Raw genomic sequence first — 20,546 nt, forward strand, 5'->3', positions numbered from 1 at the left:
TGCGAAGAGGCCAGACCAGGCACAGCAGCCGTATTGCCATGACTGGCCCCTTCGCAGCACAAGGCTGCTCCTGCAAAGGCGCTACGCAGCACCGTCACTCCTGGGCAAAGCGCATCTCGCGGGTTTCCCCCATCAACAACGGTGCATTCGCCTCGGTCACCCCACGGATGTAATCCCACAGCAAGGTAATGCGCTTCAACTTGCGCAAATCCTCCCGGCAGTACATCCAGAACTGCCGCGTCACCTCGATCTCCTCGGGCAGCACCGTCACCAGTCGCGGGTCTTGCGCCGCAAGGAAGCACGGCAGTATTGCCAGCCCACGCCCCTGCAACGCGGCGGTGTACTGCGCAATCACACTGGTACTGCGCAAGTGTGCGCTGGCGCCGGGAATCAGGTTGGCCAGGTACAAAAGCTCCGAACTGAACGCCAGGTCATCCACGTAACTGATGAACGGGTGTTTGGCCAAGTCCGCTACCTGGCGGATCGGTGCATGGCTGTCCAGGTAGTCCTGGGTCGCATACAGCCGCAAGCGGTAGTCGCACAGCTTGCAGCACACATAAGGCCCATGCTCCGGTCGCTCCAGGGCAATTACGATGTCCGCCTCACGCTTGGACAGGCTGATGAAGTGCGGCAGCGGCAGGATATCCACAGAAATCGCCGGGTAGGCATCGACGAAGTGGCTTAGCTGCGGGGTAACGAAAAAGCTGCCGAAGCCTTCGGTGCAGCCCATGCGTACATGCCCCGACAATGCCACGCCCGACCCGGACACCTGCTCGCACGCCATGTGCAGCGTGCTTTCGATCGATTCGGCATAACCGAGCAAGCGCTGCCCCTCGGCGGTAAGGACAAAGCCGTTGGTCCGCGACTTTTCAAACAACAGCGTGCCCAACGCCCCCTCCAGCGAGCTGATGCGCCGCGACACCGTGGTGTAGTCCACGCTCAGGCGTTTGGCAGCGCTGCTGGCCTTGCGGGTGCGCGCCACTTCGAGGAAAAACTTCAGGTCGTCCCAGTTGAGCGCGCTCAGGGATGTGAGGTCTTTTTGCATGATGATCCGGTTTTTTTGTGCGTTCTTGTTGGATGTTTGCACATCTATACTCGAAACAAGCCTCAGGACGCCACCTCGCGTTTGCTTGGCGCTGGCGATCTCGTCCCGACAATAATTCCAAGGAGAACGCAGATGAACGCACCGCAATCCCCAAACCAGGCCAAGGTAGAGCAGGTGAAGCTGCTGATCGACGGCCAGTGGGTCGAGTCAAAGACCACCGAATGGCGCGACATCGTCAACCCGGCCACCCAAGAGGTGCTGGCGCGGGTGCCGTTCGCCACCGTCGAGGAAGTCGACGCTGCCGTGGCCGCTGCCCACCGCGCCTTCCAGACTTGGCGAAACACCCCGATCGGCGCGCGCATGCGCATCATGCTCAAGCTGCAGGCGCTGATCCGCGAACACACCAAACGCATTGCCCAGGTGCTCAGCGCCGAGCAGGGCAAAACCCTGGCCGACGCTGAAGGCGATATTTTCCGCGGCCTGGAAGTGGTCGAACACGCCGCGTCCATTGGCACCCTGCAAATGGGCGAATTTGCCGAGAACGTCGCCGGCGGTGTCGATACCTACACCCTGCGCCAGCCAATCGGCGTATGCGCCGGTATCACCCCGTTCAACTTCCCGGCCATGATCCCGCTGTGGATGTTCCCCATGGCCATCGTGTGTGGCAACACCTTCGTGCTCAAACCGTCCGAGCAAGATCCGCTGTCGACCATGCTGCTGGTCGAGCTGGCGCTGGAAGCCGGCGTACCGGCCGGCGTGCTCAACATGGTGCATGGCGGTAAGCAAGTGGTGGATGCCATCTGCACTCACCCTGATATCAAGGCCATTTCGTTCGTCGGCTCTACTGAAGTCGGCACCCACGTGTACAACCTCGGCAGCCAGCACGGCAAGCGCGTGCAGTCGATGATGGGTGCCAAGAACCACGCAGTGGTGCTGCCCGATGCCAACCGCACGCAAACCATCAACGCCCTGGTCGGTGCCGCCTTCGGCGCGGCGGGCCAACGCTGCATGGCCACCTCGGTGGCGGTGCTGGTGGGCAAGGCCCGTGAGTGGCTGCCCGACATCAAGGAAGCGGCAAGCAAACTTAAGGTCAATGCCGGCTGCGAACCGGGCACCGACGTTGGCCCGGTGGTTTCCAAACGCGCCAAGGAGCGTGTGCTGGGCCTGATCGAAAGCGGCATCAAGGAAGGCGCCAAGCTGGAACTCGATGGCCGCGAGGTCACGGTGCCCGGTTACGAGCAGGGCAACTTCGTTGGCCCAACCCTGTTCTCGGGCGTGAAGACCGACATGCAGGTCTATACCCAGGAAATCTTCGGCCCGGTACTGGTTACCCTGGAGGTCGATACCCTCGACGAGGCCATCGCCCTGGTCAACGCCAACCCGTTCGGTAATGGCACCGGGCTGTTCACCCAGAGCGGCGCGGCAGCGCGCAAGTTCCAGAGCGAAATTGATATCGGCCAGGTCGGCATCAACATCCCGATCCCGGTACCGGTACCGTTCTTCAGCTTCACCGGCTCCCGCGGCTCCAAGCTCGGCGACCTCGGCCCGTACGGCAAGCAAGTGGTGCAGTTCTACACTCAGACCAAGACCGTCACCGCTCGCTGGTTCGATGACGACAGCGTCAATGACGGTGTGAACACCACCATCAGCCTGCGCTAAGGAGAAGTCATGCGTATTGCATTCATTGGTCTGGGCAATATGGGTGCGCCCATGGCCCGCAACCTGATCAAGGCCGGGCATCAACTGAACCTGTTCGACCTCAACAAGGCCGTGCTGGCCGAGCTGGGTGGGCAGATCAGCCCATCACCCAAGGACGCGGCAGCCAACAGCGAGCTGGTGATCACCATGCTGCCGGCTGCTGCCCATGTACGCAGCGTGTACCTGAACGAAGATGGCGTGCTGGCCGGTATTCGTGCCGGTACGCCTACCGTGGACTGCAGCACCATCGACCCGCAAACCGCCCGTGATGTGTCCAAGGCGGCAGCGGCCAAAGGCGTAGACATGGGCGACGCGCCGGTGTCCGGTGGCACTGGCGGCGCGGCGGCCGGCACCCTTACCTTCATGGTAGGCGCCAGTGCCGAGCTGTTCGCCACGCTCAAGCCGGTACTGGAGCAGATGGGCCGCAACATCGTGCACTGCGGTGAAGTCGGCACCGGGCAGATCGCCAAAATCTGCAACAACCTGCTGCTGGGCATCTCGATGGTCGGTGTGTCCGAGGCCATGGCTCTGGGCAACGCGCTGGGCATCGATACCAAGGTGCTGGCCGGCATCATCAACAGTTCGACCGGGCGTTGCTGGAGTTCGGACACCTACAACCCGTGGCCGGGCATTATCGAAACGGCGCCGGCATCGCGTGGTTATACCGGTGGCTTTGGCGCCGAGCTGATGCTCAAGGATTTGGGGCTGGCCACTGAAGCGGCACGCCAGGCTCACCAACCGGTGATCCTGGGTGCTGTGGCCCAGCAGCTGTATCAGGCCATGAGCCTGCGTGGCGAGGGTGGCAAGGACTTCTCGGCCATCGTCGAGGGTTATCGCAAGAAAGATTGACGCAAGAGGTGGGCTTCATCGCGGGCCAGGCGGCCTTCCCTCTGTAACTGCGCACCAGAGGGAAGGGCACCTGCCCCGCGATTTTTTTTGCCCGTATTTCAGGCTAGAGATGGTTGTAGGAGCAGCCTTGTGCTGCGAAGAGGCCAGCCAAGACAACACAACTGCTGTGTCTGAACTGGCCTCTTCGCAGCACAAGGCTGCTCCTACACAGGGCTATGTGTAGCTTCAGGGATCAGGCGAAGACAAAATACTTGCGCACGGTCTCGACCACTTCCCAGGTGCCTTTCATACCTGGTTCGATCACGAACACGTCGCCGGCCTTCAGGTGCTTCGGCTCTTCGCCTTCCGGGGTGATGATGCAGTAGCCATCGAGGAAGTGGCAGAACTCCCACTTCTCGTAGTTGACCTCGAACTTGCCCGGGGTGCAGATCCAGGTGCCCATGATCTTGCTGCCGTCGGCCGACAGGTAGGCATTGAGGTTGACGGTGTGCGGATCGCCGCCGATGCGCTTCCACTTGGTGGCGTCCACGACCGGCGTCGGGCAGGTTTCGCGCAGGACGGTGATGAAATCGGACATGTGGCAACTCCTGGTGACTGGCTGAATGACGGGTCACCATAGGGCCATCGGCCGAGCCGCAGTTGCCTGGGCTCGACGTCCAGCTGTCTGGTCGCGCTATGCCAGACGTTTGATATTCGCTACGCCCACCAGTACCGCACAAAGTGGAAGAACACTGGCGCGGCAAAGCACACCGAGTCCATGCGATCGAGCATGCCGCCGTGGCCTTCGATCATGTGGCCCCAGTCCTTCACCCCGCGGTCGCGCTTGATCGCCGACATCACCAGCCCGCCGAAGAAGCCCATGGCGTTGACCGCCAACGCCATCAGCGCGGCCTGCCAGAAGGTGAACGGGGTGATCCAGCACAACAGGGCGCCGATCAGGGTGGCCAGTGCCACGCCGCCGGCCAACCCTTCTACGGTCTTGGACGGTGACAGGTTGGGGGCCACCTTGTGCTTGCCAAACAGCTTGCCGCACACGTACTGCAGCACGTCGCTGATCTGCACCACCAGGATCAGCCAGGCGATCAGCAGCAGGTTCCGCCCCTCGTAGCCGGGGATGTCCAGGGTCATCAAGGCGGGCACCGACGATACGCAGTACACCGCGATCATCAGCCCCCACTGCACCTTCGACGCACGTTCGAGAAAGCGCGTGGTATCGCCGCCGAAGCTGGCCAAAATCGGCAGCAGCAGGAACAGGTACACCGGGATGAAGATGCTGAACAGGCCGTACCAGTCCATGGCGATCAGCACGTACTGCACCGGCAGTGCCACATAAAACGCTGCCACCAGCGCCGGGTAGTCGCTGCGCCGGGTCGGGGTGAGGGTCATGAACTCGCGCAGGGCGTAGAACGACACACCATAGAACAGCACGATCACGCCGTATTTACCGAACAGGAAGGCAATGCCGATTACCAGCACCATCACCCACCAGGCGTTGATGCGGGCGTTGAGGTTGTCGATTACCGCGTGTGGCGCCGGGCCGGCGCGCCACTTGAGCAGGCGGCCGGTCACGCTGGCGAGCAGCAGCAGGGCGCCGATGCCGGCGAACAGGGAAAGGGTGTTGTCGTCCATCTCAGGCATCCTTCGGGGCCAGGTTCAGCAGGGCCTGGCTGGCCCGCTCGAGAAAAGCCTGCTTGCTTTCGTCAGCGTGCAGGTGCAGTGGTTCGCCAAAGCTCAGTGTGCACAGCAACGGCAGGGGCAGGGCACGGCCCTTGGGCATCACGCGGTTGAGGTTGGCGATCCATACCGGTACCAGCTCGACATCGGGATGGGCCGCGGCCAGGTGGTACAACCCGCTCCTGAACGGCATCAGTGGCTCGTCACCCAGGTTACGCGTGCCTTCCGGGAAGAAGATCAGCGAGTCGCCTTGGGCCACGGCTTCAAGGATCGGCTGTAGCGGGCTGCCTTGCCCTTCGCTGCGTTGGCGGTCGATCAATACGCCGTTGAACACCTTGCGAATGAGAAAATCGCGGATGCCCGGCTTGGCCCAGTAGTCCGCGCCGGCCACCGGGCGGGTGCGTTTGCGCAAGGGCTGCGGCAGTGAAGCCCACAGCAATACGAAGTCACCGTGGCTACTGTGGTTGGCGAAGTACAGGCGCTGCACTGGCAGCGGCGTGCAACCCAGCCACAGGGCGCGGGCGCCCGTGATCAGGCGGGCGGCGGAGGTGATGAGGTAGGCGGTCAGGTTGGCGAGCATGGATCGGTGGTCATCCCTTCAAAGGCAGTGTCAGCAGGGTAGCCAAGGCCAGCGACAACTGCAGGCCCAGGCACACTGCCTGGCGGCGCAACAGGCCCAACGCGGCCTGGCTGCGTTCAGGCCAGGCGCGGGCGTCCGTGGCCTGCGGTTTCAGTTTCAGCTCGAACAGGGCGCGGTCCAGGGCCTGGGTGTCCGCTGCCAGGTGGTTGCTGCTGGCGAGGTGGGTGAACAGTTCGGCATCCATGGCCACGCGGATGGCCCAGTACTTGTGCACTACGCCAAGCACCAGCAGCACGCCGCACAGCAAGCTGGCCAGCGTTTGAAGGGGCGCACCCAGCAACGGCGCAAGGCCGTAGGCCAGGGCCAGCAGGGTGAACCCGTCGGACACGCGTTCCAGCTGTTTGCCGCGGCCCAGCAGGCAGGCCACCACCCGCAGGTTCATGGCTGTGCTCCAAGTTGTTGCAGGGCCCGGCGGTGTGCCGGGTGCAGGACGATGCCGGGGCGGGCTTTGCGGATCAGTGCTTCGGCCTGCTGGGCGTCGCTGCAGCGGCCGGAGAGCAGCAGCCAGGCGGCCACGGCGCTGGCGCTGCGTGAATAGCCCAGAGCGCAGCAGACCAGTACGGGGCCTTGGGCGCGCAGGCGTTCGATGGCGTCGGCGGCCTGCTGTAAAAGGGCAACGTCCGGCGCTATCAGGTCCAGGGTAGGGAAACACTGATACTCAAAGGCTGGCGCGGCCGTTGTAGGAGCGGCCTCGTGTCGCGAAAGGGGCGCGAAGCGGCCCCGGTTTTTCAGCTTTGCGGCAGACATCGCCGGGGCCGCGGCGCAGCCCTTTCGCGACACAACGCCGCTCCCACAAATGTGCGCAGCAGGGCGGCTGAGAGCGCACGGCAGCTCGGCGCACAAATCGACAATTGCGGCGAACGGCGTGCTGCGCCCAGGGACCCTCCCCAGATACACGCCATCGCACACCTCATCGGCCTGCGGGTGGTGCCAGGTCCAGAGCCGCGAATTGACCCACGCTCCGACCAGGTACGGTGTCAGCAGCCATATGGCCGCGCTCGACAAGCGCCCATCGGCGCCTTTCTGAAACCCGCCTGCACCGAACACGGCATAATTCAGCGCAACCAGCGCCAGCGATAGACTCGGCCAAGCCAACCACAACCAGGCACCGCTCAATTCAACGGCAGGCACTGCGCACAACACTGCGCCCAGGGCATAACAAAACGCGACCCACCAGCGCTTGGCATCCCGTGCAAAGTGCACCTGCTGCCAGGGCAGCCGCCCTTGATACGGCCACAGCCAGACGCAGGCAAACCCCGCCAATGCCCCCGTGGGTACATCGATGAAATGGTGCTGCCAGGTGGTCAGTACCGACACCCCGATCAACGCCATCCAGCCATGCATCAGCCATCGCCAGGGCTGACGCCGCACATGCCGGGCAAACATCGTCCAGATGATCACCAGCAGCGCAATGTGCAGCGAAGGCGCCTGGTTGAACGGCTTGTCGAACCCCATTAGCACATCGAACAGCCAGCCGAACAGCCCGCCCAGCTCCGGCCGTTCGAAGGTGAACCGCAGCGGCCACAGCAGGAAGCAGGTGACACTGATCACTTGTGCGCTGAGCAGTGCCAGCGCATGCCGGTCCATTTCCTGGCGCGTACGCGGCAGCAGAAAGGACAGCCCGTAGAGCAAGTCGATCGACCAGTACGGGATGATCGTCCAAGGCCACAGCGGCATGCTGCGCTCCCAGCCGAACACCAGGCTGCCGACATCACTGCGGCCGGCGGTATGGTTGTTCGCCAGCCCGTAACTGAGGAAGAACAACGGCCCCAGCAGCAGAAGCCAGAACACCCCTCGGCGTACCAGCCCAGGCTCGCGTGGTGGGTTCATTCAGCGCACCCGCTGTGCCAGGCTGACGCTGAAAATACCCCATTCATCGATGCGCTGGGCCAGCTTGCGGAAGCCGGCTGCTTCTACCAACTGGTCCATTTCGGCCTGGCTGCGGCGTCGCATCACCCAGGCCTCGCCGCCTCGGTGGCTGGTGAGCGCGCGGGCGATCATTTCCAGTTGTGGGTGCCACGGCTGGCCGGTGTAGACCAGATAACCGCCATCTTCCACGGCATCGGCCAGGCCGGCCAGCGAATTGCCCACCAGTTGGTTGCTGGGGAACAGTTCGTAGAGCCCCGATACAACGGCCAGGGTCGGTGGCTGTTCCAGCGTGGCGAGGCTCTGGCGGTCGAAGGCATCGCCCTGGACGAAACGGGCGATGTCAGCCAGGCCCTTTTCGGCGATCAGCGCGCTGCCTTGCTGCACGTTCAGCTCGCTGTAGTCGCGCAGCAGGATCGAATCAGGCAACTGCTCAAGGTCTTGCAGGGCTTCGAGGATGTAGCGGCCATGACCGGCGGCGATATCGACAATGTGCACTGGCCGTTGTTGTTCGCGCAGCCGGTTGATGGCCAAGCGCAGCAGCTCTTCGACGTGGAGCTTGCGCTGGCGAATACCGCGCCAGCCGATAGCGTCGAGGTAGTGCTGGTCGATCAGGCGGCCCAGCTTGCCCTTGCCGGTCGGTTGGTTGCGGTACACATAGTCGAGCGTGCTGCCCGAGTCGAAGCCGGTGTCAAAGCCCAGTTTCACACCCGCAGACAGTCCCTTGCCCAGGCTTAGCCCAGCGCGGCTAGCGCGCCAGTAAAGGTCACGCGGCGAGTGGCGTGGCAATGGTGCGGCCAGGCTTTCGGCTTCGGCGCAACTGGCGCCGGTCTTGTCGGCATCGAGCAGTGAGGGCAGCGCGGCGGGGCTGGCGAAGCAATGCTCCACAAATCGCTCGATGCGCTTCAGGGCATGGGCCCGGTCACGTTCGCCAAGGGTATCGTGGAAGAAACCCGGCAGGAGGTGCATTTCCTTGCGCGTGCTGCCCAGCCGTTCGAAAAAGCGTTCCTGCGGCTGGCGCTCGACCACGAAATCGGCCCCGGATACCAGCAACTGGGTCGGTACCTGAATGGCCTGGGCATCCGCCACCACCCGGTCAGCGGCTTCGTACAGGCCCAGCAGCATGGTCACCGAAATCGGCCGGCTGATCAGCGGGTCGGCCACGTATGACATGACCCGCTCGGGGTCGTGCGTGAGCAGGCGGGGCTTGACGTAGCTGTTGACGAAGAAGTTGCCGCGCAAGGCCTTGAGCAGCTTCAGGCCCGGGCGGGCGAACGGCACGTAGAGCTTGACCTTGAACGCTGGTGAGGCCAGTACCAGGCAGCGCACCTTGGGTGCATAGTCGTGGGCCCAGGTGGCAATCAGTACAGCGCCGACGCTTTGCGCCAGCACCACCATGTCGTGCTCGGCGATGCCGTGATGTGCCTGGATATGTTCGATGAAGGTTTGCACGTCGCGCACGCTGGTGGCAAACCCCGGGCTGTCGCCACGTGCGCCTGGCGACTGGCCATGGCCGCGGGCATCCCAGGCGAAGAAGTCATAGCCCTGCATGTCCAGTTCATCGGCCAGGTGGGCCATGCGCCCGCCGTGTTCATGGCCGCGGTGGAACATCACCACGGCCCGGCGTGGCTGGTGCTCGTTGCGGTTGGCAGGCCAATGACGGTAGTGCAACTCGACACCGTCATGGGTGGAGAAGTGCAGCGCTTGCGCTTGGCGCATGATCAACGTCCTTTTTGCGGCGGCTTTGGGCTCAGCGGGTTTCGGCCAGCCCCTGGCGAACCCGGTTGTAGAGGGTATAGAGCGAGAGCGCGAGGATGACCAGCAGCAAGCCATTGACCCAGCTGCCGTTCAGCAGGCCAAAGGCGACCCCGGTGCCCAGCACGCCGAAGGCAAAGGCCCGGTCGCTTTTGCCCATGGGGCCGTCATAACGCCGCGATGCACCGGCCAGCGGGCCCATGACACCGGCGTATTCACTGAAGGTGGCACACAGCACCAGCAGCACCACCAGCGTTGGTGAAACCCCGGCCAGCAGGGCGAAGGGCAGGTACAGGGCGGCGTCGGCGATTACGTCGCAGAGTTCATTGAGGTAGGCGCCGAGGGTGGATTGCTGGCCGAACTCCCTGGCCAGCATACCGTCGACCGCATTCAGCGCCATGCGCAGCAGCATCCAGACCGGTATCAGGATGAACAGCCAGGTAATGTGGGGCAGGCTGGCCAGCAGCAGGCCCAGCAGGATCGACACCACTGCGGCGGCGACGGTGACCTGGTTGGCGGTGACACCGCGGTCGTAAAGGCGCTGGACTGCCGGGCGCAGCAGGGCCTGGAAGCGTGGTTTGAGCTGGTAGATCGATGCCACTGTGAAATCCTTTTTCGTGGTGCGATGGGAGGATTGTGTGCGACCGGCCAAAAAAATGCACTTCCTGTGCAGGAACTACCGCTTCAACGGGTGAGGGTGGTTACCAATGCTGCGGCATAGCCCGGTAACGCCGCAAAATCCCGCGCGCACACCAGCAACTTGCGGTTGGCCCACGCCTCTTCCAGCGCCACCCAGTGCATTGGCAACACGCCCTGCCAGCGCTTCACGGCTGCCAGCGGCACCACCCCGACGCCGGCCCCGCCAGCAACCATGCGGATCACCCCATCGAAACCCTCGGCCCGCACCCGTACTTGCATGCGGCGCCCCTCGCGCAGTGCCTGCTCCTCCAGATACTGCGCCAACGCGCTACTGGCGCCCAGCCCGACATGGCCATGGACCAGGCTGTCGATGAAGCGGGGCGCGGCCTCACTGGCCAACGGGTGGCCCAAGGGTGTCACCAGCACCAGCGGGTCATCGCGAAACGGGCGGGTCTGCAGGTGTTGATTGGGCGCGGCGGTCGATACGATGCCAAGGTCCGCCATGCCCTGGGTAATCGCCTGCACGATGCGCAGGCTCGGCAACGCCTGCACATCCACGCTGACCCCGGGGTTTTCAGCCAGATAGCTGGCCAGCAGCTCCGGCAGGTACTCTGTAAGTGCTGCTGTGTTGCACAGCAAGCGCACCTGGCCCTGCTGCCCTTGCGCGTACTGGCCCAGATCAAACTGCAGGCGCTCGACCTGCTGGCCTATCAGACGTGCATGCTGCAGCAGTGCCTGGCCAGCCGGGGTCGGCTGCACGCCACGGCGGTTGCGCGCCAGCAACGGGATACCCAGCGATGCCTCCATGGCGCGGATGCGCGCGCTGGCGGCCGGCAGCGACAGGTGGCTGCGGCTGGCGCCGGCGGTGATGTTGCCGCATTCCAGGGTGTGCTGGAACAGTTTGAGGTCGATCAGGTCGAAATGCATGTGGCTCTGTCATTGCAAGAGTCTGGCTGAGTATATGGCAGATTTTCCCGCAGCCCGGAACCGGCCATCATCCGCCCATGACTACTTCGCTCGCTTTCTACCAGAACATTGGCCCGGCATTGTCGCTGCTGGTGGTACTGACCTTCCTGCTGGCGGGTGCGGTGAAGGGGGTAATCGGCCTGGGCCTGCCGACCATCGCCATGGGCCTGCTGGGCCTGGCTATGCCACCGGCGCAGGCTGCAGCATTGCTGATCGTGCCTTCGACCCTCACCAACATTTGGCAACTGGCCAGCGGCGGGCACCTGCGTGCGTTGCTGGCGCGGCTGGGGCCGATGCTGGCGCTGATCTTCATTGGCACCCTGCTGGGCAGTGCCTGGTTGGGGATCGACAGTGGCCCATGGGCCGCGCACGCACTGGGTGCGGCCTTGTTGGCATATGCGTTGTACGGCCTGCTCGGCCCAAGCTTGCACCTGGCGCCCGCGCACGAGCGTTGGCTAGGGCCGGTCTGCGGGCTGATGACGGGGGTGATCACGGCGGCAACCGGGGTGTTCGTGATACCTGCTGTGCCCTACCTGCAGAGCCTGGGCCTGAGCCGTGAACAGATGATCCAGGCCCTGGGCCTGTCGTTCACGGTTTCAACCGTGGCGCTGGCGGTTGGCCTGGCCGGGCAGGATGCCCTGGGGGGCCAGGCGTTGGGGGCTTCGCTGCTGATGCTGGCGCCCGCCTTGCTCGGCATGCTGGCCGGGCAGTGGTTGCGTCAGCGCATCAGCGCGCTGCTGTTCAAGCGTTGCTTTTTCATCGGCCTGGCCGCACTCGGCGGCCACTTGCTGATCAACGGCTAGCGGACGAGGCACTGAGCATGTCGACCCGCTGGATATCGAAATCGCGCTCCAGGTAGTCCATGCGCTTTTCAAAAAACGCCTTCATGTGCGGCAAAGCCGAGTGCACGTCCAGTGCAGCCTGGTCGGCCCACACTTCAAAGAACACGAACAGGCTTGGGTCCTGCTGGTCGCGCAGCATGTGGTACTCGATGCAGCCCGGTTCCTGGCGGCTGGGCTCGACGTAGGGGCGGAACAGGGTTTCGAACGCATCAGCCATTTCCGGGCGGGTCTTGGCTTTGAGGATGAAGGCGAACTGCTCACTCATGGGGCACTACTCGATGATGGGTGGTGAAACGATTCTAAGGCAATAATGCTTTACCCATTCGTGACTTCTGCTCAATTGTATTTTGCCCCGTCATTGCTGTATCCCAGCCCCGCGAGCCTCTAACCTGCCGGCATCAAATTTTCACTCGGCCCGGGAGGCCAGCATGAAAAAGATCCTTCTGCTTAATGGTGGTAAACAGTTCGCCCATTCCGAAGGCCGCCTCAACGCGACCTTGCACGAAGCGGCCATCGCTCACCTGGACCGTGCCGGTTACGATGTGCAGCAGACCTTCATCGACGGCGGCTACGACGTGCAGGCCGAGGTCGAGAAGTTTCTCTGGGCCGATGTGATCGTGTACCAGATGCCGGGCTGGTGGATGGGCGCACCCTGGACCGTGAAAAAGTACATCGACGAAGTCTTTACCGCGGGCCATGGCAGCCTTTACGCCAACGATGGCCGTACCCGTTCGGACCACTCGCAGAAATACGGCAGCGGTGGGCTGGTGCACGGCAAGCAGTACATGCTGTCGCTGACCTGGAATGCGCCGCAGCAGGCGTTCGATGACCCGAGCGACTTCTTCGAAGGCAAAGGTGTGGATGCCGTGTACTTCCCGTTCCACAAGGCCAACCAGTTCCTTGGCATGACTGGCCTGCCGACTTACCTGGCGGTGGATGTGATGAAGCGCCCGGATGTGCCGGCGGCGTTGGCTGCTTATGAGGCACATCTGGACAAGGTGTTCGGCAGGGCACAGCAGTAGGTTGCCTTTTCCGGCCTCTTCGCGGGGCAAGCCCGCTCCCACAAGTTCTCCACAGTTCCTGATTGTTGTGCAAAACCTGTGGGAGCGGGCTTGCCCCGCGAAGAGGCCGGTAAAGGCGCTGCTGGACGTGGCCTCGACAAGCGGCTATCTAATCCTTGCGCAGACCAACCACAGGCCCAGATGTGAAAACCCGATCCGAAGAACTCCAGGTATTCGTCGCCGTCATCGACTGCGGCTCGATTTCTGCTGCCGCCGATCAGATGGGCCAGACCCCATCCGCCGTCAGCCGCACCTTGTCGCGCCTGGAGGGCAAGCTGGGTACCACCCTGGTCAACCGCACCACCCGGCGCATGGACCTCACGGAAGAGGGCCGTTACTTCCTTGAGCGCTCGCGGCAGGTTCTGGAGCAGATGAACGAGATGGAAGAGCGTCTGTCGATGAACCGCCAGACACCCAGCGGGCGCTTGCGTATCAACGCCGCTGCGCCGTTCATGCTGCATGCCATCCTGCCGTGGATCGGCGAGTTTCGTCGCCAGTACCCCGGCATCGAGCTTGAACTGAACACCGATGATCTGATCATCGACCTGCTGGAGCAAAGCACCGATGTGGCGATCCGCATCGGCGAGCTGGCCGATTCCAGCCTGCACGCACGCAACCTGGGGTGCAGCCCGGTACAGGTGCTGGCCAGCCCGGCCTACCTTGAGCAGCACGGCACGCCGCAGCGGGTCGAAGACCTTGCCAGCCACTGCCTGCTCGGTTTCAGCCAGCCCGAATCGCTCAACCATTGGCCGCTGCGCCACGCTCAGGGTGACCGCTTCAGCATCCGCCCGGCGCTGATCGCCTCCAGCGGTGAAACCCTGCGCCAGCTGGCGTTGGCCGGCGAGGGCATCGTCAGCCTGTCGCACTTCATGACCCACGAGGACATCCGCACCGGGCGTCTGCAGGTGCTGCTGAGCGAGGCCAACAATGGCTACCGCCAGCCGATCCACGCGGTGTACTACCGCAACACCCAGCTGGCGCTGCGTATCCAGTGCTTCCTCGATTTCATCCAGCGCAAGCTGGCGATGTACGCCTGCTGAGTTGCCTGAACGCGACAGATCCTGTCCACAGGCGGCGAAATTTCCTACGGTTGATTGCACAGTCGAAACGCTTGGGTCTTACTGAGTGCTCAACAAAAACAACACCAAGGAAGTGTCATGCGTATTGTCCCGTTCCAGTACCTGGCTCTCGCAGCCGCGATCCTGAGCTGTTCCTCGGTTTATGCCGCCACGCTGGAGGGCGGCGCGGTGGCTGCACCCGATCAATATGGTGCACAGGTGGCCGCCGATATTCTGAAAAAGGGCGGTAACGCGGTAGATGCCGCAGTGGCCACTGCCTTCACCCTGGCGGTGACTTATCCGGAGGCCGGTAACATTGGCGGTGGTGGGTTCATGACCCTGTTCGTCGACGGCAAACCGTACTTCCTCGACTACCGCGAAGTCGCGCCAAAGGCCGCTACACGCAACATGTACCTGGACGACAAGGGTGAGGTCATCGAAAACCTGAGCCTGGTCGGGGTTCGCGCTGCGGGTGTGCCAGGCACGGTGATGGGCCTGTGGGAGGCGCACCAGAAGTTCGGCAAGCTGCCCTGGAGCGAGCTGCTGACCCCGGCCATCGGCTATGCGAAAAACGGTTTCAAGGTGGCTGAAAAACAGTACCAGTACCGCAACGATGCCCAGGGCATGTTCAAGACTGCGACCAACTTCAATGACTACTTTGGCAACATGAAGGTCGGCGAGTTGTTCAAGCAGCCAGAAATGGCTCAGACCTTGGAACGCATTGCCGACAAGGGCGTGAGCGAGTTCTACCAGGGCAAGACCGCCGACCTGCTGGTGGCACAGATGCAGGCTGACAAGGGCCTGATCACCAAGGATGACTTGAAGGATTACAAAGCCGTATGGCGTGAGCCGATGGCGGTGAGCTGGCGTGGCAATGTGGTCTATACCGCACCACCGCCAAGTTCTGGCGGTGTCGCCCTGGCCCAGCTGTTGGGCATCAAGGAAGACCGCGCGGCGGACTTCAAGGGCGTAGCGCATAACTCGGCGCAGTACATTCACCTGTTGGCCGAAATCGAGAAGCGCGTTTTCGCTGACCGTGCCGACTACCTGGGCGACCCGGCCTTTACCAAGGTGCCGGTGGACCAATTGGTGGCCAAGGACTACCTGGCCAAGCGCGCCGCGCAGGTCAACCCCAAGGCCATTTCCGACACCGACAAGGTCAAACCGGGCCTTGAGCCGCACCAGACCACGCATTTCTCGATCGTGGACAAGCAGGGCAATGCGGTCAGCAACACCTACACCCTCAACCTCGACTACGGCAGTGGCGTGGTGGTGAAGGGCGCAGGCTTCCTGCTCAACGATGAGATGGACGACTTCAGCGCCAAGCCAGGCGCTGCGAATGCCTTTGGCGTAGTCGGTGGCGATGCCAACGCAATCGAACCGGGCAAGCGCATGCTGTCCTCGATGAGCCCCAGCCTTATGACCCGTGATGGCAAGGTCGAGCTGGTCATCGGTACCCCAGGCGGTTCGCGGATCTTCACCTCGATCTTTCAGGTGATGAACAACCTGTACGACTACGGTATGCCGCTGGACAAGGCGGTGGCGGCACAGCGCGTGCACCATCAGTTGCTGCCCAAGGACACTATCTACTTTGACAGCTATGCACCCCTGACCGGGCCGGTGGCGGATGAGCTGAAGAAGATGGGCTACGTGCTTGAGGACCAAGGCTGGGAGATGGGCGATATCCAGGCGATCCGGGTGGATGGGGCGAAGCTTGAGACCGCTTCCGATCCGCGTGGGCGTGGGGTGGGGATGATCGTCAAGTAAGCGGACACCTGTACCGGCCCTATCGCCGGCAAGCCAGCTCCCACAGGGACCGCACAGGCCTCGTGGGCATCGGCATCCCTGTGGGAGCTGGCTTGCCGGCGATAGGGCCGCAAAGCGGCCCCGGGTTACCCAGGTCAGACGCGGAACTGGCTGACCAGCATTTGCAACTGCCCACCCAACCGCGCCAGCTCCACACTCGACGCTGCCGTCTCGTCACTGGCCGCCGCCGTCTGCTCGGACACATCACGCACATTCAGGATGCTGCGGCTGATCTCTTCAGCCACCGCACTCTGCTGCTCCGCCGCCGCCGCAATCTGCTGGTTCATCGACTGGATGCCCGACACCGTACTGGTGATGTTCTCCAGCGAGGCTCCGGCCTTGCGCGCCAGCTCGACGCTGCTGTCGGTCAAGCTACGGCTGCCCTGCATGGCGTTCGCCACTTGCTGGGTGCCATGCTGCAGGCTGGCAATCAGCTCTTCGATCTCTTCGGTGGACTTTTGCGTGCGCTGGGCCAAGCCGCGCACTTCGTCGGCGACCACGGCAAAACCACGCCCGGCCTCGCCAGCCCGTGCCGCCTCGATCGCCGCATTGAGCGCCAGCAGGTTGGTCTGTTCGGCCACCGACTTGATCACGTCCATGACGCTACCGATCTTCTGGCTTTCCTGCTGCAGCAGGTTCATGGCTTCGGTGGAACGGTGCATGTCCTCCGCCAAGCGCTCGATCTGGCCAATCGCTTCGCCGACCACGCGGTCGCCGGCGCGGGCTTCGTCGTCGGCACCGGTGGCGGCATGCGAGGCCTGCTCGGCGTTGCGCGCCACTTCCTGAACGGTCGCGGCCATTTCGTGCATGGCAGTGGCCACCTGGTCGGTTTCGACCTTCTGGCTGTTGGCGCCGGCACTGGTCTGCTCGGTGACCGCCGACAGCTCTTCGGCGGCGCTGGCGATCTGGGTGACGCCATCACGGATGCCGCTGATCAGCTCGCGCAGGGTGGTGCCCATGCGCGCGATGCCTTGCTGAAGCACGCCCAATTCGTCGCGGCGGGTGATGCGCGCGTGGTGGGTGAGGTCGCCGCTGGCGATCTTTTCCACCGCTACCAGGGTTTCACGCAGTGGGCCGGTGATCTGGCGGGTGATCAGTACCGCTGCCAGGATGCCGACCAGCAGTGCCAGCAGGGTAGCGATGGCCTGCAGGCTACGGGCCTGGGTGCTCTCGATGTCGCGGCGTTCCAGCTGGATCTGGTACAGCGCATCGCTGCGCTTGACGATATCGGCGCCCTGCACGGTCATTTCGGCGCGTGAGGTGGTGATGTTGGCGACCGCGTCGCGGAACTGGCGCACGGCGTCACGGTAGGCCAGTACCGCGCTTTCGAACTGTTGCAGGCGGGCGTCTTCGGTGGGCAGCTGGCGCTTGAGGTTGTCGATATCGGCTAGCGCTGCATCCAGCTGGCGCAGGGCGGCCTGCTCGTTGGCAGCGCTGTTGTCGGCAATGTAGCCGCGCACGTCGATGCGCACCTGCAGCAGTTGCTGGCGGGCCTTGCTGATCAACAGGTACTGGGCCAGGCGTACGCTGTCGGCCTCTGGGCGCGCCATGACTTCCTGGCTGAGGGCGTCCATCGCCTGATCGGCGCGGGTGGCCGAGCTGTCCATGGAGACGCGGGCTGCGCGGGTGGCGTCGTAGCCTTGGCGCATCTTGTTGAGCGATACCTTGTAGGCGCTGATGGTTGCGCCCAGCTCATTCAGCAGTTTGACGTTGTCCGGGCTGTTGAAGGTGCTGGCCAGGTAGGCCTGCTGCTTGCTGAAGGCATCCAGCTTGGTCTGGGTGTTGGCGGCGGCGGCATCGTCGCCGTTGGCGATCATGTACTGCAGACGCGCAATACGCAGGTCGGTCAGGTCTTTGTTGAGCTGGCCGATGTCACCCATCCAGTTGCTGCGGTCGATGAGGCTGCCCAGGCTGGTCCAGCCAGTCAGGGCCAGCAGGCCAGTGAGGATCAGCACCAGGCCGAAGCCCAGGCCAAGTTTTAGGTTGACGCTGATGTTGGCGAACCAGCTGTTCATGCACGCACTCCAGAAGTAGTTTTCGCTCTCTTGATCTTCGATCGCAAGGCGTTGTTGTTCTGGGTGCCCGCTGACTCGTGCAGGGGTTATCGGCAATGATCCGGGAAGCTGAAACGCTTTTTCAGCAGATTTGTAACTGGATAACCAGGGGCCGCTATGCAGCCCCGGCAGTTTCAGAGGCTGCGCGCGCTGAAGGTATCGCAGCTGTTCACCTCACCTTGCGCAAACCCGGCCTTGAACCAGCGCACTCGCTGCGCCGAGGTGCCATGGGTGAAGGAGTCCGGTACCACGCGGCCGCGGCCTTGCTGTTGCAGGCGGTCATCGCCAATGGCGTTGGCCGCGTTCAGCGCTTCCTCGACGTCGCCCGGCTCCAGCCAGTTCAGGCGTTTTTGCGCCTGGTAGGCCCATACGCCGGCCAGGCAGTCGGCTTGCAGCTCCTGGCGTACCAGCAGCCCGTTGTCGCCCTCCATGCGCTGGCCGTTGCGGCGGGCGGCGTCGACCTTGGCCGAAACGCCCAGCAGGGTCTGCACATGGTGGCCGATTTCGTGGGCAATCACGTAGGCTTGGGCGAAGTCGCCGGCCGCAGCGAAGCGGGTTTCCATTTCACGGAAGAACGACATGTCCAGATAAACCCGCTGGTCTGCCGGGCAGTAAAAGGGCCCCACGGCCGCCGAGGCAAAGCCGCAGGCCGAATTGACCTGGCCACTGAACAGCACCAGCTTGGGGTCACGGTATTGCTTGCCGGCTTCGGCAAACAGCGCTTTCCAGGTGTCTTCGGTGTCGCCCAGGACCGAGGCAACGAACTCGGCTTGCTGGTCGTTGGCCGGTGGCGCCTTGCCGCCCGCACCACTGGGCGCTGTCTGCTGTTGCTGCTGCGCCATCTGGCCGGTGAGCTGGCCAAGAATCTGCAACGGGTCCTGCCCGGTGAGCCAGCCGATGCCGACGATCAGCAGAATTGCGCCGAGCCCCAGCCCCTTGCCGCCGCCGAAGCGCATGCCGCCGCCACCGCCACCTTCGCCCCGGGCATCGACCACGTTGTCGCTGCGTCGGCCTTTTCGCCATTCCATGTGTGCTCTCCCGAGCCGTGAAACAAGAAGACAAAGATTAGTTCACGGCAGCGTCAGGTGTCAGGCCAAAGTGTTCATGCATAACCATTTGGTTATGGAACTAGTGGTCGATTTCAATATTCAATGGCCGCGACCTGCCGGAAACTGTAAGTCCGCCTGCCACGCCCAGGCGTTCACATAATTCCAAGAGAGGAAACCGGCATGCCCGCCCAGGACAACAGCCGCTTCGTGATCCGTGATCGCAACTGGCACCCCAAAGCCCTTACGCCTGACTACAAAACGTCCATTGCCCGCTCGCCGCGCCAGGCACTGGTCAGCATTCCACAGTCGATCAGCGAAACCACTGGTCCGAACTTTTCCCACCTGGGCTTCGGCGCCCACGACCATGACCTGCTGCTGAACTTCAACAACGGTGGCCTGCCAATCGGCGAGCGCATCATCGTGGCCGGCCGCGTCGTCGACCAGTACGGCAAGCCTGTGCCGAACACCCTGGTGGAGATGTGGCAAGCCAACGCCGGTGGCCGCTACCGGCACAAGAACGACCGTTACCTGGCACCGCTGGACCCGAACTTTGGTGGTGTCGGCCGTTGCCTGACCGACAGCGACGGCTACTACAGCTTCCGCACCATCAAGCCGGGCCCGTACCCATGGCGCAACGGCCCGAACGACTGGCGCCCGGCGCACATCCACTTCGGCATCAGCGGCCCGTCGATTGCGACCAAGCTGATCACCCAGTTGTATTTCGAGGGTGACCCGCTGATCCCGATGTGCCCGATCGTCAAGTCGATCGCCAACCCTGAAGCTGTACAGCAGTTGATCGCCAAGCTCGACATGAGCAACGCCAACCCGATGGACTGCCTGGCCTACCGCTTTGACATCGTGCTGCGCGGCCAGCGCAAGACCCACTTCGAAAACTGCTGAGGAACCCGCCATGCCAATCGAACTGCTGCCGGAAACCCCTTCGCAGACCGCCGGCCCCTACGTGCACATCGGCCTGGCCCTGGAAGCGGCCGGCAACCCGACCCGCGATCAGGAAATCTGGAACCGCCTGGCCAAGCCGGACGCGCCAGGCGAGCACATTCTGCTGCTCGGCCAGGTGTATGACGGTAACGGCCATCTGGTGCGCGACTCGTTCCTGGAAGTGTGGCAGGCCGACGCCAATGGCGAGTATCAGGATGCCTACAACCTGGAGAACGCCTTCAACAGCTTCGGCCGCACCGCCACCACCTTCGATGCTGGCGAGTGGACGCTGCACACGGTCAAGCCGGGTGTGGTGAACAATGCTGCTGGCGTGCCGATGGCGCCGCACATCAACATCAGCCTGTTTGCCCGTGGCATCAACATCCACCTGCACACGCGCCTGTACTTCGATGATGAAGCACAAGCCAACGCCAAGTGCCCGGTGCTCAACCTGATCGAGCAGCCGCAGCGGCGTGAAACCTTGATTGCCAAGCGTTGCGAAGTGGATGGGAAAACGGCGTATCGTTTCGATATCCGTATTCAGGGGGAAGGCGAGACCGTCTTCTTCGACTTCTGAGTTGAAGCCCGGGGCCGCTTTGCGGCCC

General features: G+C 63.2%; 20 protein-coding genes. 8 read left to right on the top strand and 12 right to left on the bottom strand.

Annotation, left to right across the window (positions count from 1 at the left end; genetic code table 11):
- Window positions 1-94: 94 nt before the first annotated feature.
- Window positions 95-1,045, bottom strand: coding sequence for a LysR family transcriptional regulator (locus J3A71_RS04625; protein WP_023046902.1), 951 nt, complete (start codon window positions 1,043-1,045; stop codon window positions 95-97).
- Window positions 1,046-1,177: 132 nt separating this feature from the next.
- On the opposite strand from J3A71_RS04625, the gene J3A71_RS04630 reads away from it, so the two are divergent.
- The gene (locus tag J3A71_RS04630) at window positions 1,178-2,704 is read left to right on the top strand and encodes a CoA-acylating methylmalonate-semialdehyde dehydrogenase (RefSeq protein WP_096426759.1); all 1,527 of its coding nucleotides are present in this window, start codon (window positions 1,178-1,180) and stop codon (window positions 2,702-2,704) included.
- 9 nt (window positions 2,705-2,713) lie between these two features.
- The gene (mmsB, locus tag J3A71_RS04635) at window positions 2,714-3,592 is read left to right on the top strand and encodes a 3-hydroxyisobutyrate dehydrogenase (protein WP_096426758.1); all 879 of its coding nucleotides are present in this window, start codon (window positions 2,714-2,716) and stop codon (window positions 3,590-3,592) included.
- Between the two features lie 232 nt (window positions 3,593-3,824).
- Here mmsB and J3A71_RS04640 read toward each other — a convergent pair whose 3' ends face one another.
- The 8 genes from J3A71_RS04640 to J3A71_RS04675 form a co-directional block, all read right to left on the bottom strand.
- Window positions 3,825-4,169 (bottom strand): cupin domain-containing protein, encoded by a 345-nt coding sequence (locus tag J3A71_RS04640; protein WP_003258412.1) that lies wholly within the window; start codon window positions 4,167-4,169, stop codon window positions 3,825-3,827.
- 119 nt (window positions 4,170-4,288) lie between these two features.
- On the bottom strand, window positions 4,289-5,221 hold the full coding sequence (locus tag J3A71_RS04645; protein ID WP_016489124.1) for a phosphatidate cytidylyltransferase: 933 nt from the start codon (window positions 5,219-5,221) through the stop codon (window positions 4,289-4,291).
- Window position 5,222: 1 nt separating this feature from the next.
- Window positions 5,223-5,846: a lysophospholipid acyltransferase family protein gene (locus J3A71_RS04650; protein WP_016489123.1), complete on the bottom strand. Its 624-nt coding sequence runs from the start codon at window positions 5,844-5,846 to the stop codon at window positions 5,223-5,225.
- 10 nt (window positions 5,847-5,856) lie between these two features.
- On the bottom strand, window positions 5,857-6,288 hold the full coding sequence (locus J3A71_RS04655; RefSeq protein ID WP_023046903.1) for a hypothetical protein: 432 nt from the start codon (window positions 6,286-6,288) through the stop codon (window positions 5,857-5,859).
- A complete protein-coding gene (locus tag J3A71_RS04660) occupies window positions 6,285-7,736 on the bottom strand; it encodes a phosphatase PAP2/dual specificity phosphatase family protein (RefSeq protein ID WP_096426757.1) in 1,452 nt (483 codons plus the stop codon). Before J3A71_RS04660 ends, J3A71_RS04655 begins: the two co-directional genes overlap by 4 nt.
- Complete coding sequence (locus J3A71_RS04665) at window positions 7,737-9,491, bottom strand: bifunctional alpha/beta hydrolase/class I SAM-dependent methyltransferase (RefSeq protein WP_096426756.1); 1,755 nt, start codon at window positions 9,489-9,491, stop codon at window positions 7,737-7,739.
- Window positions 9,492-9,522: 31 nt separating this feature from the next.
- Entirely contained in the window at window positions 9,523-10,128 is a 606-nt protein-coding gene (locus J3A71_RS04670) for a CDP-alcohol phosphatidyltransferase family protein (RefSeq protein ID WP_023046905.1), read from the bottom strand.
- An 83-nt stretch (window positions 10,129-10,211) separates the two neighbouring features.
- Window positions 10,212-11,093: a LysR substrate-binding domain-containing protein gene (locus tag J3A71_RS04675; RefSeq protein ID WP_096426755.1), complete on the bottom strand. Its 882-nt coding sequence runs from the start codon at window positions 11,091-11,093 to the stop codon at window positions 10,212-10,214.
- A 77-nt stretch (window positions 11,094-11,170) separates the two neighbouring features.
- Between J3A71_RS04675 and J3A71_RS04680 the strand changes: the two genes are divergently transcribed.
- Window positions 11,171-11,935, top strand: coding sequence for a sulfite exporter TauE/SafE family protein (locus tag J3A71_RS04680; RefSeq protein ID WP_023046907.1), 765 nt, complete (start codon window positions 11,171-11,173; stop codon window positions 11,933-11,935).
- Here J3A71_RS04680 and J3A71_RS04685 read toward each other — a convergent pair.
- Window positions 11,925-12,239, bottom strand: coding sequence for a putative quinol monooxygenase (locus J3A71_RS04685; protein ID WP_023046908.1), 315 nt, complete (start codon window positions 12,237-12,239; stop codon window positions 11,925-11,927). The two genes, J3A71_RS04680 and J3A71_RS04685, sit on opposite strands and share 11 nt — an antisense overlap.
- Before the next feature lie 163 nt (window positions 12,240-12,402).
- On the opposite strand from J3A71_RS04685, the gene J3A71_RS04690 reads away from it, so the two are divergent.
- The 3 genes from J3A71_RS04690 to ggt all read left to right on the top strand — a co-directional run bounded on the left by J3A71_RS04690 (window position 12,403) and on the right by ggt (window position 15,860).
- Window positions 12,403-12,996, top strand: coding sequence for an NAD(P)H-dependent oxidoreductase (locus J3A71_RS04690; protein ID WP_016489115.1), 594 nt, complete (start codon window positions 12,403-12,405; stop codon window positions 12,994-12,996).
- Window positions 12,997-13,178: 182 nt separating this feature from the next.
- Window positions 13,179-14,075, top strand: a complete 897-nt coding sequence (locus tag J3A71_RS04695; RefSeq protein WP_096426754.1) for a LysR family transcriptional regulator — start codon at window positions 13,179-13,181, stop codon at window positions 14,073-14,075.
- A gap of 117 nt (window positions 14,076-14,192) precedes the next feature.
- Window positions 14,193-15,860, top strand: a complete 1,668-nt coding sequence (ggt, locus tag J3A71_RS04700) for a gamma-glutamyltransferase (RefSeq protein ID WP_016489113.1) — start codon at window positions 14,193-14,195, stop codon at window positions 15,858-15,860.
- 134 nt (window positions 15,861-15,994) lie between these two features.
- Here the strand turns inward: ggt and J3A71_RS04705 are convergent, their stop codons facing one another.
- Entirely contained in the window at window positions 15,995-17,914 is a 1,920-nt protein-coding gene (locus J3A71_RS04705; protein ID WP_060517399.1) for a methyl-accepting chemotaxis protein, read from the bottom strand.
- Between the two features lie 173 nt (window positions 17,915-18,087).
- On the bottom strand, window positions 18,088-18,981 hold the full coding sequence (locus J3A71_RS04710) for a neutral zinc metallopeptidase (protein ID WP_016489111.1): 894 nt from the start codon (window positions 18,979-18,981) through the stop codon (window positions 18,088-18,090).
- 201 nt (window positions 18,982-19,182) lie between these two features.
- Here J3A71_RS04710 and pcaH point away from each other — a divergent pair, with 201 nt between their 5' ends.
- On the top strand, window positions 19,183-19,902 hold the full coding sequence (gene pcaH, locus J3A71_RS04715; protein WP_016489110.1) for a protocatechuate 3,4-dioxygenase subunit beta: 720 nt from the start codon (window positions 19,183-19,185) through the stop codon (window positions 19,900-19,902).
- Window positions 19,903-19,912: 10 nt separating this feature from the next.
- Window positions 19,913-20,518, top strand: coding sequence for a protocatechuate 3,4-dioxygenase subunit alpha (gene pcaG / locus J3A71_RS04720; RefSeq protein WP_003251601.1), 606 nt, complete (start codon window positions 19,913-19,915; stop codon window positions 20,516-20,518).
- The last annotated feature ends 28 nt before the right edge of the window (window positions 20,519-20,546 follow it).

The sequence above is a fragment of the Pseudomonas sp. PvP089 genome (assembly GCF_017875165.1).
Classification (GTDB): domain Bacteria; phylum Pseudomonadota; class Gammaproteobacteria; order Pseudomonadales; family Pseudomonadaceae; genus Aquipseudomonas; species Aquipseudomonas fortuita.

What these genes read in the sequence shown, in the direction of transcription:
- J3A71_RS04645 (WP_016489124.1), bottom strand. Translation starts at nt 5,221, where the DNA reads ATGGACGACAACACCCTTTCCCTGTTCGCCGGCATCGGCGCCCTGCTG.
- J3A71_RS04630 (WP_096426759.1), top strand. Translation starts at nt 1,178, where the DNA reads ATGAACGCACCGCAATCCCCAAACCAGGCCAAGGTAGAGCAGGTGAAG.
- J3A71_RS04625 (WP_023046902.1), bottom strand. Translation starts at nt 1,045, where the DNA reads ATGCAAAAAGACCTCACATCCCTGAGCGCGCTCAACTGGGACGACCTG.
- J3A71_RS04660 (WP_096426757.1), bottom strand. Translation starts at nt 7,736, where the DNA reads ATGAACCCACCACGCGAGCCTGGGCTGGTACGCCGAGGGGTGTTCTGG.
- J3A71_RS04665 (WP_096426756.1), bottom strand. Translation starts at nt 9,491, where the DNA reads ATGCGCCAAGCGCAAGCGCTGCACTTCTCCACCCATGACGGTGTCGAG.
- J3A71_RS04650 (WP_016489123.1), bottom strand. Translation starts at nt 5,846, where the DNA reads ATGCTCGCCAACCTGACCGCCTACCTCATCACCTCCGCCGCCCGCCTG.
- J3A71_RS04690 (WP_016489115.1), top strand. Translation starts at nt 12,403, where the DNA reads ATGAAAAAGATCCTTCTGCTTAATGGTGGTAAACAGTTCGCCCATTCC.
- J3A71_RS04675 (WP_096426755.1), bottom strand. Translation starts at nt 11,093, where the DNA reads ATGCATTTCGACCTGATCGACCTCAAACTGTTCCAGCACACCCTGGAA.
- ggt (WP_016489113.1), top strand. Translation starts at nt 14,193, where the DNA reads ATGCGTATTGTCCCGTTCCAGTACCTGGCTCTCGCAGCCGCGATCCTG.
- J3A71_RS04655 (WP_023046903.1), bottom strand. Translation starts at nt 6,288, where the DNA reads ATGAACCTGCGGGTGGTGGCCTGCCTGCTGGGCCGCGGCAAACAGCTG.
- J3A71_RS04710 (WP_016489111.1), bottom strand. Translation starts at nt 18,981, where the DNA reads ATGGAATGGCGAAAAGGCCGACGCAGCGACAACGTGGTCGATGCCCGG.
- J3A71_RS04705 (WP_060517399.1), bottom strand. Translation starts at nt 17,914, where the DNA reads ATGAACAGCTGGTTCGCCAACATCAGCGTCAACCTAAAACTTGGCCTG.
- J3A71_RS04680 (WP_023046907.1), top strand. Translation starts at nt 11,171, where the DNA reads ATGACTACTTCGCTCGCTTTCTACCAGAACATTGGCCCGGCATTGTCG.
- pcaG (WP_003251601.1), top strand. Translation starts at nt 19,913, where the DNA reads ATGCCAATCGAACTGCTGCCGGAAACCCCTTCGCAGACCGCCGGCCCC.
- mmsB (WP_096426758.1), top strand. Translation starts at nt 2,714, where the DNA reads ATGCGTATTGCATTCATTGGTCTGGGCAATATGGGTGCGCCCATGGCC.
- J3A71_RS04640 (WP_003258412.1), bottom strand. Translation starts at nt 4,169, where the DNA reads ATGTCCGATTTCATCACCGTCCTGCGCGAAACCTGCCCGACGCCGGTC.
- pcaH (WP_016489110.1), top strand. Translation starts at nt 19,183, where the DNA reads ATGCCCGCCCAGGACAACAGCCGCTTCGTGATCCGTGATCGCAACTGG.
- J3A71_RS04685 (WP_023046908.1), bottom strand. Translation starts at nt 12,239, where the DNA reads ATGAGTGAGCAGTTCGCCTTCATCCTCAAAGCCAAGACCCGCCCGGAA.